The organism is Enterobacter sp. KB-221C9, from assembly GCF_041320715.1.
Taxonomy (GTDB): Bacteria; Pseudomonadota; Gammaproteobacteria; order Enterobacterales; family Enterobacteriaceae; genus Enterobacter; species Enterobacter asburiae_D.
Genome location: NZ_JBGIWG010000006.1, coordinates 19,992 through 34,896 on the forward strand (window position 1 = coordinate 19,992; position 14,905 = coordinate 34,896).

Annotated in this window: 7 protein-coding genes and 1 pseudogene; 4 read left to right on the forward strand and 4 right to left on the reverse strand. The window is 43.3% G+C overall.

Annotated elements, in window-relative coordinates:
- Positions 1-82 precede the first annotated feature (82 nt).
- The 3 genes from AB8846_RS10300 to pglZ are packed head-to-tail and all read left to right on the forward strand — an operon-like array spanning position 83 to position 7,364.
- Positions 83-3,529 (forward strand): Eco57I restriction-modification methylase domain-containing protein, encoded by a 3,447-nt coding sequence (locus tag AB8846_RS10300; protein WP_370732645.1) that lies wholly within the window; start codon positions 83-85, stop codon positions 3,527-3,529.
- Complete coding sequence (locus tag AB8846_RS10305) at positions 3,526-5,325, forward strand: DUF262 domain-containing protein (RefSeq protein ID WP_370732646.1); 1,800 nt, start codon at positions 3,526-3,528, stop codon at positions 5,323-5,325. Before AB8846_RS10300 ends, AB8846_RS10305 begins: the two co-directional genes overlap by 4 nt.
- A gap of 2 nt (positions 5,326-5,327) precedes the next feature.
- Positions 5,328-7,364: a BREX-1 system phosphatase PglZ type B gene (pglZ, locus tag AB8846_RS10310; RefSeq protein ID WP_370732647.1), complete on the forward strand. Its 2,037-nt coding sequence runs from the start codon at positions 5,328-5,330 to the stop codon at positions 7,362-7,364.
- Between the two features lie 67 nt (positions 7,365-7,431).
- Here pglZ and AB8846_RS10315 read toward each other — a convergent pair whose 3' ends face one another.
- The 3 genes and pseudogenes from AB8846_RS10315 to AB8846_RS10325 all read right to left on the reverse strand — a co-directional run bounded on the left by AB8846_RS10315 (position 7,432) and on the right by AB8846_RS10325 (position 12,960).
- Positions 7,432-9,246 carry a DEAD/DEAH box helicase family protein gene (locus tag AB8846_RS10315; protein ID WP_370732648.1) on the reverse strand — a complete coding sequence of 605 codons (1,815 nt, stop codon included), beginning with the start codon at positions 9,244-9,246 and terminating at the stop codon, positions 7,432-7,434.
- An 81-nt stretch (positions 9,247-9,327) separates the two neighbouring features.
- Positions 9,328-11,325, reverse strand: coding sequence for a DEAD/DEAH box helicase family protein (locus AB8846_RS10320; protein WP_370732649.1), 1,998 nt, complete (start codon positions 11,323-11,325; stop codon positions 9,328-9,330).
- Positions 11,326-11,924: 599 nt separating this feature from the next.
- A pseudogene (locus AB8846_RS10325) lies at positions 11,925-12,960 on the reverse strand (IS3 family transposase).
- A 324-nt stretch (positions 12,961-13,284) separates the two neighbouring features.
- Between AB8846_RS10325 and AB8846_RS10330 the strand changes: the two are divergent.
- The gene (locus AB8846_RS10330) at positions 13,285-14,070 is read left to right on the forward strand and encodes a hypothetical protein (RefSeq protein ID WP_370732650.1); all 786 of its coding nucleotides are present in this window, start codon (positions 13,285-13,287) and stop codon (positions 14,068-14,070) included.
- A gap of 153 nt (positions 14,071-14,223) precedes the next feature.
- On the opposite strand, the gene AB8846_RS10335 is transcribed toward AB8846_RS10330, so the two are convergent.
- On the reverse strand, positions 14,224-14,739 hold the full coding sequence (locus AB8846_RS10335; RefSeq protein ID WP_370732651.1) for a hypothetical protein: 516 nt from the start codon (positions 14,737-14,739) through the stop codon (positions 14,224-14,226).
- Positions 14,740-14,905 lie beyond the last annotated feature (166 nt).

Below are 14,905 nucleotides of genomic sequence, written 5' to 3' on the forward strand. Positions count from 1 at the left end.
TTGAGCCCTGACAATCATGTCAGGGCCCCTGATTTGAATCGAAATGCATAATTAGAAATTAAACTTCATTTAAGAGCTCTACATGCGACAGTCGCTGGATAAAATACTTAGAAATCAATTGGAAAAAACCGTTGTTCGGGCCCGTGAACTGATAGAAAAAGCTGCCTCAGAGGCGTTAACTCGTTTAGGTGTAGAAACAGCGGAGGCACCAGCTTATCTGAATGATAATGAGCGAAAACTGCGTAATCGCCTGCGTGCTCATGCTCGTCAGTTGGGTGACAAGCTGCAATCTAATGGTACACAGGGTACTGAACACCTGCGAGCAGAAGTCAGTTATGAGCACTGGCATCGTATGTTATTTGCCCGTTTTCTTGAACAAAACAATCTGCTAATGCTGGATAAATACCTTGCCGTCACGCTGGCAGAGTGTCAGGAATATGCCCAAGAAGAAGGCTGCAAAGATGGCTGGGAACTTGCAGGAAAGCTGGCACAGAAAATGTTACCCCAGGTATTTCGAACTGACTCTCCTGTGTTTGAGCTGCAGATCCCTGTCGACCACATCCGCGAGTTAGAAGATTTAATTCTGACCCTGCCAGGAGAAGTATTTCAGGCACAGGATAGCTTGGGATGGTGTTATCAGTTCTGGCAAAGCAAACGTAAAGAGGAGGTGAATGCGGCGGGTATTCCTATCGGTGCTGATGAGTTAAGCCCAGTCACGCAGCTGTTTACCGAACCTTATATGGTTAGCTTCTTGCTGGATAACAGCCTGGGTGCATGGTGGGCGAAAAAACAGCTGACGGATGCGGATTTACGCTCGGCAAGTGATGAGAAAACCTTGCGTCAGGTTGCTGCTATAGAGGGTGTTCCGCTGGAATATCTGCGTTTTGTTAAAACCAGCGATGAGCAGGGCGAGTTATGGCAAGCCGCCGGCGGCTGGTTTAATGGCTGGCCACAGGAAATCAGCGCCCTGAAAACTCTGGATCCATGCTGTGGTTCAGGTCATTTTCTGGTCGCATTGTTCCTGATGTTGGTACCAATGCGTATGCAGCTTGAGGGACTTGATGCCAAAACCGCTGTTGATAAGGTACTTTTTGATAACCTTCATGGTCTTGAACTTGACAGCCGTTGCGTGGAGATTGCTGCCTTTGCGCTGGCGCTGGAGGCTTGGCGCTATCCGGGCGCTGGCGGCTATCGTAGTCTACCAGCTCTGAATATTGCCTGCTCTGGTCTGGATGTCAGTGCTGCCACTCAGGAATGGCAGGCCCTGGCTAAACACAATCCAGATATTAGTGAGGCGCTCAAATGGTTCACTCGAACCTTCAAAGACGCCCCCGTACTGGGCAGCCTGATTGACGTCAACACGGCATATTACGAAGGAAAAGCTGAAGGCAAGCCTGCACCCTGGGAAATTCTGCTTGAATCGCGAACATCAACCGAAGACGAAGCTAAAACAGCCGAGGTAACCGCTCAGGGTCTGGCAGTAGCTGCTAAATTGTTGTCTAAAAGCTATAACTTGGTGGCTACTAACGTGCCTTATTTGGCACGCGGCAAGCAGTGTGATACGTTGAAAGACTTCTGTGAAAACTATTTTCCGGAAGCGAAAGCCGATTTGGCGACGGTGTTCCTGGAGCGTTGTATGAATTTCTCTCCAACAGGTGGAACTTCAGCAATCGTCTTACCGCAGAACTGGCTTTTCTTGAACAGCTATAAAAAACTCAGAGAAAAATTGCTAACCAAAGATACTTGGAATCTGAGTGCTCGATTGGGAGAAAAAGGATTTGATTCTTCCGCAGCAGCAGGCGCATTTGTTGCGATGATAACATTAACTAGAGGTTATGCACCTCAAGGCGTCTTTTTGCATGGTCTAGATGTTTCTGATTACAAAAGTGCATTTGAAAAGTCAGAACAACTGATGGTTGAAGAGCTAATTAGTGCTGAGCAAGCTCAGCTTTTGAATAATCCAGATGCAAGAATATACTTCGGGCAGGATAGTACTCTTTCATTTTTAGGAGAATATGCTGATGGATTGGTTGGATTGCAAAGTAGTGATGATCCAATGTATGTGATCGGTTTTTGGGAGGTTCAGCGTGTAAATAAGGAAACATGGGAATATTTACAAGCTACTCCTGATTATTATTCTCACTTCGATGGTCTATCTTGGCTTGTTCGTTGGGAACAAGGTAAAGGTTCCTTGCATGCTTCCCCGACAGCATATCCTTCAAAAGGATTAAAAGCTGTTGGTTTGAGTGGGATTGCAGTTCATCGAATGAGACAACTGTTTTGTTATAGTTATGGCAAAGAGCGTTTTCATCAAAATGTAGCGACAATTATTCCGAAAAAACAACAAGATCTCTGTGCTATATGGTGTTTTTGCACGTCTCCAGAGTATTCCATTGCTGTGCGCAAGATTGATCAGAAATTAAACGTCACAAATGCAACTTTGGTAAAGGTACCTTTTGATCTTGCTCATTGGAGAACGGTTGCAAAGGAAAAATATCCTAATGGCCTACCAAAATCGTACACCAATGCTCCTACCCAATGGATCTTCCATGGCCATCCTTGCGGCTCAGTAGTCTGGGATGAAAGTAAAAAGTGGACTGCTATTGCTGATAAACGAACCGATGAAACCGTGCTACAAGTTGCGGTTGCTCGCCTGCTAGGTTACCGATGGCCAGCGGAGCTGGATGAGAAAATGGAGCTGGCTGATGAGATGCTTCACTGGCTTGGCAAATCTGATGATTTGATCAAATTTGTGGATGATGACGGTATTGTCTGCCTGCCAGCGCTTCGTGGTGAAAAAGCCGCGGCTTCTCGTCTGGAAGCCATGCTTCAGGCTGCCTATGAAGAGGACTGGTCCTCCAGTGTGCTCAGTGAGCTGCTTGCCAGTGTCGGTAGTAATAGTCTGGAAACCTGGCTGCGGGATAAATTCTTTGAACAACACTGCAAGCTCTTCCAGCACCGCCCGTTTATCTGGCAAATCTGGGATGGTCTCAAAGATGGTTTCTCGGTACTGGTGAACTACCATAAGCTCAATTATCAGGGCTTAGAGCGTCTGATTTACACCTATCTCGGGGACTGGATCCGTACTCAGGAGCACGGTTTTAAAGAAGGCATTGATGGTGCGGAAAGTCGTTTGATGGCGGCTAAAAACCTCAAAGATACTCTGGAAGCTATTCTCAAAGGGGATGCCATCACAGGGAAAAGTGGTTTAGACATTTTTGTTCGTTGGAAACCGTTATACGAACAGCCTATGGGTTGGAACCCGGATTTAAATGATGGTGTGCGTCTGAATATCCGGCCATTTATGCAGGCACCAGATGTAGATAAGAAAGGTGCGGGAATATTGCGAGCAAAACCCAATATTAAGTGGGGTAAGGATCGGGGCAACGATGTTGAACCGGCCCCCTGGTATTACCTGGGCCTGCAATATGGTGAAAAAGAGGGCGCGCGTATCAACGACCACCATATCAGTCTTGCAGATAAACAAGCTGCCAGAGACGAACATGCAAATAAGGAAAATCACGGATGATTAAATCAGTATTCAACTATCCGGTGTCAACCTTGTTGGATATTGAAGCTGGGGTGGTGTATGCCATCCCACGCTACCAACGGGAGTACACCTGGGGTAAATGGCAATGGGATGCCTTGTTTGAAGATCTGTTAGAAAACGATCTTAATTACTACTTGGGGTCGATTATCTGTATCAACCAAAGTACAGATACGCTGGCTCTGCAGCAGTTAGAGTTGGTGGATGGCCAACAGCGAATGACCACATTGTCATTATTGTTAGCTGCCATTTATGCAAGCTACAACCTGTTGGGCATTGAACTTGAGATGGAGCAGCAGATAGAGCTGTATAACCTTAAGCATAAACTGGTGCTGAAAAAGAATGCAGACCAGCCCCGGTTAGTACCTCAAGTGCAAAATGCCAACCAGCAGGATTACCTGGCGGTGCTGAAAGAGTCTGGCATTATTAAAGAAGCTGAGTGGGTTTCCAATGCAGGTAATCGCCGGGTATTTCGTGCCTATCGACATTTTTTAATGCGCATTGAACAGTTTGTCAGTGAGAGCGAAACCCCATTGCAGGCACTGAGTGCGCTACTTGATAAAGTTAATGCATCTACTCTGGTAAAAATAGAGGTAGCAAGTCATTCAGATGCTTATACCCTGTTTGAGTCACTTAACAATCGAGGGGTGCCTCTTACCGCGATTGATTTGATGAAAAACAAGCTACTGGCGAAGATCGAACAGATTGAGCCGGGTAGTATTGATAAGTCTTTTATCAGCTGGACCAAAGTGATGGAAGCCTTAGGGGATGATTATGGGGTACAAGAGCGTTTTTTCCGTCAGTATTACAATGCTTTCAAGCCTGAGTTAAAAGATATCGTCAATGTACCAGTAGCGACGAAATCTAATCTTATTCAAATTTTCGAAAAATTGATTGCTCATGATCCGCATCAATTCCTACAAGCTATGCGCTGTCATTCTGATTGGTATGCGCAGATTGTAGGGAATTGCGAAGTTAGGGATGAACCTAAACTAACAAAACTGCTTAAAAGTCTGGATAGAATTCAGGGAGCTCCTTCTTATCTCTTGTTGCTAATGTTGCTTGCCAGACGACAGGATTTAGCGCTGAGCATTGAGCACATTGAAAAAGTGGTCACTTTCCTGATCAACTTCTTTGTCCGTAGGAACACCACAGATGTGCCCGCTACTCGGGATTTAAACCGCATCTTTATGGAATTAACTGAAATTCTGCGAAGCTGCCAAGGTGAGCAAGTTGTCAGTACTATTGCTAATACCCTGGGGTCTGTCAGTACCTCTGATGAGCATTTCCGCCAAGCGCTTAGTGGTGGCCTATATGAAGAAAATAGCTGGGTCTGCCGCTTTATTCTGTGTGCTCTTGAAGAAAGCATGATGACCAAGGAAAACCAAGTAGACCTGTGGGCGGTAGAAAGTAAACAATATGTGTGGACCATCGAGCACGTATTCCCCCAAGGTATAAATATACCGGACTCTTGGGTAGATATGCTGGCAGATGGTGATAAAACGCTGGCGGAGCAGTATCGTCAAAGTCATGTGCACAAGCTTGGTAACTTGACCATCTCGGGTTACAACAGCTCTTTAGGGAATAAGAGTTTTTTAGAAAAACGCGATCGTACAACCCGTGATAAACGCCCTGTCGGCTATAACAATGGGTTGTATTTAAATCAGGAGTTGGCTGTTGCCGAGACGTGGTCAGTAGAACTAATTGAGCAAAGAACAGCAATGATGGTGGATAAGGCCCTGACTCTTTTTAGTTTGCCGGGTGTAGTCAGGAGGTAACAATGCAAGTCATCGATAAATTGATTGAACAGCTGCGCGGTAGCGCGAAACATAATCCCGCGGTGCAGGAAGCCCCAGCAGCAGTGCTTTGGACAGACGAAGCTTGCCAATGGCAAAGTGCAATGCCATTGATTAAACAATATATTCCGGAGTTACTCGAGCTTGGTGAGTATCAACCAAATGAGCGCATAGGCCCAGCTATTTGGTTGAAGTGTGCAATTGCTGGTGTATTAGAGGACGTTACGTTACCTGAAGGGCGTACACCAATTATTTACCTTCCAAAAATTGGGCGCAAAGCATTGCGCGCTATTGAGGAGTGCCCGGACTATTTACGTCCGTTGGCTGAGCTGCAATATCGTGGAAGCTGGTGGGCATATAATACTGCTGGTCGTGACTGGAGTATTAGTTCTTTTCTAACCAATCCAAGAGTTGGACTTGAGTTGGATGTAGCCAAAGATAAAAACACATTAGATGTTATTCCTCAGATTTTAAAAGATCTTTTAGAGACCCGTGTTGAAGACTTACAAGGTAAGCGTCTTGAGGCTAAAGATTTTCAATCTTTAGTTTTTAATGACCCTATCAAGGATCTGCTTGGGTGGTTAAATCATCCAGAGGGTAAGCGTAGTCAGTGGGATGACAACAAATGGCTGCTTTTCTGCAAAACGTGCTCCAGTCAATTTGGCTATGAACCATCAGATGCTAACTATTCTCAAATGCTCGCAGCTTTGTTATCCGCACAAGGTTCGTGGCAAGAAGTGTGGCTGCGTTTCGTAGATACAGCACATAACCTTTCTGGGTTAATTAGCGCACTTCGTACTATAACACCTGATTTGGCTGCGGATTTAAGTCACTATCCAGGAGAAAATACTCATGATGAGCAGAGTCTTGCAAATATGCTTGCGGGGCTGCATGAGCATGAACTTTCCGCTGTTAGAGGGAGGATTGCTTCGCTTTATCAGCAGCATAAAGAGCGTGAAAGCTGGCTTTGGTATCGATTGGGGGAATCTAAATACCTCGAGATTCTGGCTCATCTGGCAAAAGTAGCCGAGTTAACTCAGCAAGTTTTCAATCACCAGACTCCTGCAGAGATGGCGGAGCTTTATGAGGAACATTTCTGGCAAGCAGATGCTGCGGCATTGCAGGCGATGGCTTTGGCGAAGGAGCCAAGTCAACAAGAATTAGTCGCTAATGTGCTGAAGCTGATCTATTCGCCCTGGCTGAACGAAGTATCACTGAACTTCCAAAAGTTAGTAAAACTAAATGGATATCCTGGTAATAATGAAATTAAGGAAGCTACGGCTGATTACCAGGCAAAAGGGATGGTGGTGTTTTTTGTAGACGGTTTGCGTTTTGACTGTGCTAAAAAACTAGAACAAAAGCTTGATGCGCGTAATTTAGTTGTCGCTGTAAAAACACAGTGGAGTGCGTTGCCATCACTGACTGATACCGCGAAAGCAGCTGTTACTCCTGTTGCTGGTTTGCTGAACGGAGCTTTTGATTCGCAGGACTTTAAGCCTTCGGTAGCCGCAACCGGCAGTGAATTCAGTAGCTATCAATTAAAAAAAGCCTTAGCTCAGCAAGGTTGGCAATACTTAGAAGGGTTGGATACTGGCGAGCCTGATGGCTTGGCTTGGCTGCAAACGGGAGACCTGGATAACTTGGGTCACCAGCAGCAACGAAAATTGCCTTTAGGTATTGATGACGTACTTGAAGAAGTTGCTGATAGGATTTGTCATTTATTGAATGCAGGATGGAAACAAATCCGTGTTGTTACGGATCACGGTTGGCTATGGTTACCAGACCAATTACCAAAAGCTGAACTCGAAAAGCCTTTGGTCCGGAAGTACCTATCAAGATGTGCCATTCTCAAAGATAACGCCACTACAAGTTTGCCTCAGGTTGAGTGGTATTGGAACTCTGCGGTGTCTCTTGCTATGGCGCCTGGCGTCAGTGCATTCACCGCTGGGGATTATTACAATCACGGCGGTTTAAGTTTGCAAGAATGCCTGACACCTGTACTTAAAGTTACTAAGGACTAAAATTTTATTACTTAAAATAAGTTTCACTAAGTGTTTGCTAAAAGCCGCTTATAAAAGCGGCTTTTAGCTATTTGAAGACGCTGGAATTGCGGATGCGAGATAGCTGTTTTGTAGTTATTTTTTTTTGTTCTGTTACTTCGCTAGAGTAGTCTCCACGCTGATACAGCACCATGATTGTATCGTCATATTCACAACCTAAGGCTTCACTAATTTCCCGCATATCCTCTTGGTCCATGGCACGTTTGTAAACATCTTTTTGTTTAGAAAGATTATAAATACTGAATACACTCGCGACTATGCGTTTGTCAGCAGTGGTCTCTCCGCCACCAGGATTAACAATTAAGTTGAATTCTACATTTTCACCCAGCTCCAAGCGTGCATTAAAATCTAGCACTCTCATCTTCGCACAGCTCGGCGAGAAGTCATTATAGGTGGCTCCATTTACCCACTGTGCTTTTATCCAGTTTCTATCATCACCTCGCATCGCACGACCAGCTTTAGGATAGGGCGCTCCTTCATTCAGGAATTCGTCACGAATTAATTTGATAGCCTCAAGCAGTTCTGGATCGTTGGTATAGGCACTGAAATCAGCTTCTGACTCAGACAATTTTCCAGGAATAACTAGGTAGCTTTGAGTTAAGAATGTTTCCGAATCATCACGTTTTTTGGTGATTACCGTTTCGGTAGAAGGGGCGACAAACATTCCTCGGTCAAAGCCTCTGACTTGATATTTCGTACAAATATCTTCAAATGAATGCCGTAACCCATCGAAATCACTCAATTCATCACTGGCCTCGAGATGATCAAGTAGTTCAGAGTATGCTCGAACAGCTTCCAGGTTTGTAAAATGTTTCGCCTGAGTATTCTGGTGGTATCCACATGCTCTGCCAACGTTGGCTTGTACCACTGCGGCTATATTGGCAATAGAGCTATCCCATGTGTTTATTAGCGTGTTTTTCATTTCTTGGCCAAAGTTAATACCAGCGCGAAATCCAGCCACAGTGATAGCGATTAGCTTTTCATCAAACATTGCTGCTGTTTCGTACTCTCGTTTGAAGTCATCGATAGATGAGAGTTCGTGCTCGTCAACGCCAACAAGCTTTTGACCAATGATTAAGATTTGCTCCTCATCTACACCTTGATTAATCAGTACTTGTTTGGCTATGTTTGCTTGACTTGATGGAACCCTAATCAGTGACCAGCCTACGCCCTGATGTTCTTTAAACTGGCGTATAAAGCGCTTTTGTAGCAGTGAATCTTCACAAAAATCGCGTTGATCATCATCAAGTTTGACCAGCTGGTTACTGCGATGCATTTGTCGAATGCCATGATATTCATCACTAGCTTTGTGAAATACCAAAGACGTATTGAAGCTGTGACGTAGAATGGAATCTTCGCTAGCTGAGTAGAGTGAGCTAAATGGAGTTGCGGAAATAAATACAACTTTACAGTCTACATTAACTTGTTCCAGGTAATTAAATACCTTTTCATAGCGAACACTATCAATGCCAGAACCATAGTGACACTCATCGATGATGATGAGCTTAGGTGGTTGGCGCTTAAAATCCGATTTAAGCGCATTATCTATATTTGTGAAGTTACTAACAACGACATTTTTGCAGGGGGCAAGGTCAAGCTTTGCTTGCTCATGAAGTGCTAGATCTGCCATTGTCACAAGATATAAAGTATCTTTTAAGTATTTCCGGTTAGCCAATAATTCATCGGGTAAAGATAGTCTCTGAAGGCAGGCAAGGGCAAGAGCGATGCCTGATTTTCCTGACTGCATTTCCGCAGCAAGGATCACTGCTTTTGAACCAGAGTTCAATTTAGTAAATGCTTTCTCTGCAGCGTTGCGTTGGTGTTCAAAAGTATTTTCAGCCATTGAACACTGGACATAGTTGCGATACTTATTTGAGCTATTCATATGTCAATATAAAGTTTAGGGGGCATGTAGCCCCTTGTATTAATAAATAGATTCTACTTTGTCAGAGAAATGGGATTCATCGCTAAGCTCACCTGACTGCTCAGGAAGTTCGTTGTGCTGTTTCTTAGCAAGAGTACGTTCAAGGTCATACTCACCGCGCTTGTAGATAACAAGTAGAGTGTCATCATGCTCAACACTAAAGTAGTCGCACATCTCCCAAACATCTTCAAGAGTCATAATTTTCTTTGCGACATTTCGGCGAGAAATGTTGTAAACGCTAAAAATGGTTGCTACCACAAACTTATCTTCAGATAACTCTCCGGAACCAGGTGCTACAACGCGGTTAAACTCTAAATATTCCCCATTATCAATTTGTTGGGTGTGGGTTTTAGTTTTTTCTTTTTGAGTTCCGTCAGCGCGTGCCTTCTCGGGGTTATTGTAACTATCCCCATTGACCCAATGTGCCTTGATCCAGTTCTTGCCTTTACCTCGCATAGCTCGATTACCTTTGACGCTTGGCGCGCCTTTAATCGTGAACTCTTTGCGAATAATATCGATCGCCTGAAGAAGATACTTATCTTTGGTGTACTCGGTGAACTCAGCATCATCGTCAAGAAGTTTTGCGGGTACAGCAATGTAGCTATCAGTTTTATACGTTTCAACATCACCGATTGGGCGACGACGTTTGTATTTGATAGTTAACCCAACATCCAAACCATTGACATGGTATTCCTGGCACACATCTTCAAAAAACTCTTTTAACCCTTCGAAATCAGACGCTGCTTGGTCAGAGCAGGTGTTTTCAAGATGGTCAAGGATACAAGCATAAGCCTCAGCTGCATTTAAGTTAGTGAAATGAGTTGAAGAGTTGTTTTCATGGTAACCACACGCCCTGCCAATGTTGGCTTGCACCACTGCGGCAACACTGGCAACTGTACTATCCCACGTCGAGATGAGATTATTTTTCATCATCGCACCGAAGTTGATACCAGCTCGAGCTCCAGCAACAGTAATAGCGATTAGTTTTTCTTCGAACAACTGAGCATCATCAAACTCCTTTTTGAATTGCTCAATGCTGCAATGTTCATCTTCTGGTACCCCTGCTAATGAATTACCAATAATGTAAACAGCATTCTCATCGATGCCTTGCGATATGAGAAACTGCTTAGCTTCCATCGCCAAACCAGCGGGCACCCTTACGAGTGACCATCCCATACCTTTATGACTCAGAAATTGTTGAACAAACTCATCGCGTTGAACGGACTTGCAAAGGAAATTACGACTTTCATCCTCAAGGCCTTTGACCTTACTATTCATTAGCATCTCTCGGACGCCGTAGTATTCATCGCTAGTTTTGTGGAATACCAGGCGGGTGTTAAAGTCTCGACGCAAGATTGAGTCTTTTAGGGCCGCTTCAGCAACATTTCGGGCTTGAGTTAATAGTTCTGCATCATTATCATTCTTGGCTTCTTGTTGAAGTTCTAGAGCTTCTTGATATTCAGTCTCTGCTCCATAGAGAGCACCGAAGGGGGTGGCAGAGATGAAGACGACTTTACAACTATCGTTCTCTTGTTCCAGGTAGTCGAAGATCCTACTGTATCGAACAGCAGTGACATTTGAGCCATAGTGACATTCATCAATAATAATTAGCTTAGGTGGATTGCCTTTAAATTCATTTTCCAATGCCTTTTCGAAGTTCACAAAATTACTGACGACAACATTCTTGGCAAGCTTAAGATCTTCTTCAGCTTGTTCTTTGAGGGCGGTATCAGGCATTGTAACCAGGTAAAGTGTGTCTTTTAGCTGCTTACGATTGCAAATATCTGTCTCGGAGAGACTTAATCGCTGTAAGCAACACAGGGCTAGCGAAATGCCTGATTTACCTGCCTGCATTTCGGCAGCTGTCACTACTGCTCGCACATTGCCAGTTAAAGCATCAAATACTTTGGTAGCTGCTGTTACTTGGTGCTGATGTAGCGCTTCGCTCTGAAGAATAGAAAGTACTAGTTGTCGATGTTTTTGTGCTTGTGCGTTCAAGTTTACATCCTGATTTAGTTTACGTTATTAATTTTCGTAAGTGGTGTTTAGTTATCATGCGATAGAGTTCTATGTAACCAAACACTACGCAGATGCAAATGTTGACAACTTTGCACACCGATTTTCCTGAATGAAGCAAATCTTGGGAGCCTAGGGCACAAGCTTCTTGTTCTTATGGAAGCCCAATAGCCTCATTATGGGCATTATTCTAGGTCTTAATTGTAACATCTTCGTTTTATTAAGCACGTTGATGAACCACGCAAATACGTGATTGTTTGGTTTATGGATCTGGCCCCCTCCTAACATCTATAACCGAGCCTATTGCATAAAGTGATGTGAAGGGCTTCCCTCTCTATTGTTGTCAGTGCCATGCTTTACTGGCTGCATAAATCCGGGAGTAACATCGCATAGACACGATGAGAGTTGTTGGATTCAACTCGCCAGTTTGAGTCGCGTACGTTTATCGCATTGGAAGCTTGTTCAACCTCTCATTTTTGTGGGAGAACCTGTGGTGAGAGGGGATTCAGCATGATCTTCCCCAGTATTAAACACATTAGTCAGTTAGTAATGTCGGTTTGTGTTCCTTAGTTTTTTCCATTTCACCAGCTTGCTGCAAACTCCGATTGCGTCAGATAATTCAGTGAAGAATGTGGCCGACACTCGTTATACTCCAACCCCCGGTCGTTAATAATCTTTCTGGCTGAATAATATCGCTGAACCAGTACTCATTCAGACACTCATCTTGAACTCGACCATTAAAGATTTCTATAAACACGTTCTGTGTCTTCTTGTCCGGTTGAGAAAGCTGAAGCTCAACGCCATACTCAAAGGCCCACTGGTCCTGTGCCCGGCAGGTAAACTCTGGTCCTTGAGCTGTTCTGATCGTTGCCGGATAGCCACGAAATACTGTCCCGAATACGTGTGATGTGAATGACTGATAGATCAAACGCAGCAGTGACTGTCAGGCATTCCTTCGTGAAATCATCGATACAGGTCAGGCACTTGATCCTGCGTCCGGTAGCCAGTGCGTCCATGACGAAATCTATCGACCACGTCAGGTTAGGAGCACCAGGACGGAGCAATGAAAGACGTTCTGTTGCCTGTCCTTTAGACGGCTTCTGCGCTTAACTCCTGGGCCTCTGAGATGATAAAGGCGGTACACGCACTTTTGATTAACTCGTTGACCTTCCCGTCGCAGTAGTTGCTATATACGGCGTAACCGAAATGCCAGCGCTAAAGGGCCAGCTAAGTAATGTGCCCGGATAAATACGCATCAACCCCCGGACGCTGCGCCCCATAGCGGCAGGTCGACAGGGACAAACCAGCCAGCCGGCTCCGCGTTGCGACATACAAGCCGCTTTACATATCACTACAATAGCTTCCCGCTAGTGGTCTGTCGTCATACTTTCAGCTCAACGCCACCTGTAATGCTTCCTTATCCAGTATGTTTTCTGCAAGCAACTTCTTGAGACGGGCGTTCTCTTCTTCAAGCTATTTAAGCCTTTTTACCTCAGGGACTTCAATGCCACTAAACTTCTTACGCCGGGTGTAAAAAGTTGCGTCAGAAATAGCATTCTTACGGCAAAGCTCACGGGCTGATATGCCAGCCCGGGCATCGAGAAGAATATTGATGATCTATTCGTCTGATAAACGCTTCATCATGTGGGTGTCCTCACGTTACTGATGAAGATATAACTAACATCATGTTGTTTTAATCAATGGGGAGCAGATCAGTCTCTGAGTATTAGCAACAGCTTTAACTGCACCTTTACTCTGTTAAATCCCTAATGTATCACGAAAATGATTGTGCTATTGTCGAGTAATTTCAATATGAAATCATTAGAATTAAAACGGATGAATATATAAACTAGTTTTGTTGGTTGGTATATCATGTTATAAGTTTTTGTTGGGTGAGAAAATAGTGCTTGTGGTATAAATTAAAACTGCAAAGGGTGTGAGATGATATATAAAACTACCGTTAATAAAATTGTAACCTTTAACTCCAAACTTAATATGTCTCAAAAAATAATAAGGAATCTTATTGTTGCAGTCGTCATTTGTTTTCTTATGAATTTTCTAGGATTAGACAGTTTGTGGAAGGGGGGCTTTATTCTGACTTTGATTTACTGGAGCTTTTCGGTGTTCCATAGCCTAATTGGGATTTATAAAAAAACATATGAAACAATACTGGGTAAGTGGATCCTAATATTAGGAGGCACGCTTTGTGTGAATTTTGCCCTATGTCTATCAGGTGTGGTGATCAATGATATAACTTCAGTTTCACCAACCAACTTCCCTCACTCCTTGATATTTATTGCGGCTGCGATGATTCCTTTGATTTTGCCTCTTGGTATGATCTTACTGTTCGCGGTTATTTTAGTATCAGCACCCTTATGGGGCTGGTTTTTTGTTTATGACGATAAACTTAAAAAAATGTTAATACCAGGATATGAACCTATTCAACAAAGGTTTTTACACAAAACTACTTTAATAATCAAGATTTTATCTTTGATAACCTATTGTTCATTTATTTTTCATTTTTCGCAACTCAAAGGTGATGATTATATATCATATATTAATAATAAATCTCAAAGAATGATTTACACGCTCGAAATGTTTGATAAAAGTCCATGTGCCAACATTAATAATGCTAAGGTTTCATTTTTAGGTGATGGCAATGTACTGGTTGCGACTAAGGATAATGATAGATACTCATTTAAAGTCATGAAGTGCGAGATAAAATAGTAAAGAATGTTATGGTTATAGCATTCAATTGTAACAGGGAGCTTCGCCATTCTCTTAGCTTCCTTTATGCCGCATATTTCATATCTTGGGATGAGATAGTGCTAATTAGAGTACATCTATCGTTACTAAGCACTTTATTGCTAAAATAAAAACCTAAACTTCTCTCGACCCAAGACTTACAGACAGCTGCCAGTTCTTAGAATTGGCCCTATTTATTATTTCGGGTATTGTTGTCACCAATTTATCTCCCGTTATTTTATTATGTAGTACAACTATATGCCTATCGCCGAGAAGTTCTGATGCTATTATTTCGTTCTCAGTAATGGCAAAGAAAAAATTCCTGAAATCAGGAGTGGTAACCCTTTTTTGATTGCAGGTTTTAAGTTCAATAAATGTTAATGATTTTAATATTCCGGCCAAGGAGCTAACGTCACTAAAGTCAACACTTACATTTTCAGGGATTGAAATAAAATCAAAGCTTGATGCCTTTATTTCAATATCTTCAAACTGCTTCAGCGCAGCTAGCAGATTTTTCATGTCTTTGCCTTTAGGTCTTTTTATCCATAAAGCTTGCGAGTCAAGTAGGCTACGTTCCCCTAATATTCCATTTTCTGAAGAATATCTGGAGATATGTGCCCTCTTTGATTCAATCAATTCAAGTAGACTCACCGTAATTTCCTTTTAGTTTAATATTGCATACAGAAATTTATCACATTTCCTTTTTAAGGCAATGTTAAACTGCTATTACTCTTCCGATTGTGGGATCAAATGGAACTCATGAGGGGCCGATTCTCTCTATTGAGACAACACGTTCTTCGATACAGCTCGTCTTGTG

Excerpts from the sequence above, each read along its gene's own strand:
- AB8846_RS10305 (WP_370732646.1), top strand. The coding sequence starts at position 3,526 with ATGATTAAATCAGTATTCAACTATCCGGTGTCAACCTTGTTGGATATT.
- AB8846_RS10300 (WP_370732645.1), top strand. The coding sequence starts at position 83 with ATGCGACAGTCGCTGGATAAAATACTTAGAAATCAATTGGAAAAAACC.
- AB8846_RS10330 (WP_370732650.1), top strand. The coding sequence starts at position 13,285 with ATGATATATAAAACTACCGTTAATAAAATTGTAACCTTTAACTCCAAA.
- AB8846_RS10315 (WP_370732648.1), bottom strand. The coding sequence starts at position 9,246 with ATGGCTGAAAATACTTTTGAACACCAACGCAACGCTGCAGAGAAAGCA.
- pglZ (WP_370732647.1), top strand. The coding sequence starts at position 5,328 with ATGCAAGTCATCGATAAATTGATTGAACAGCTGCGCGGTAGCGCGAAA.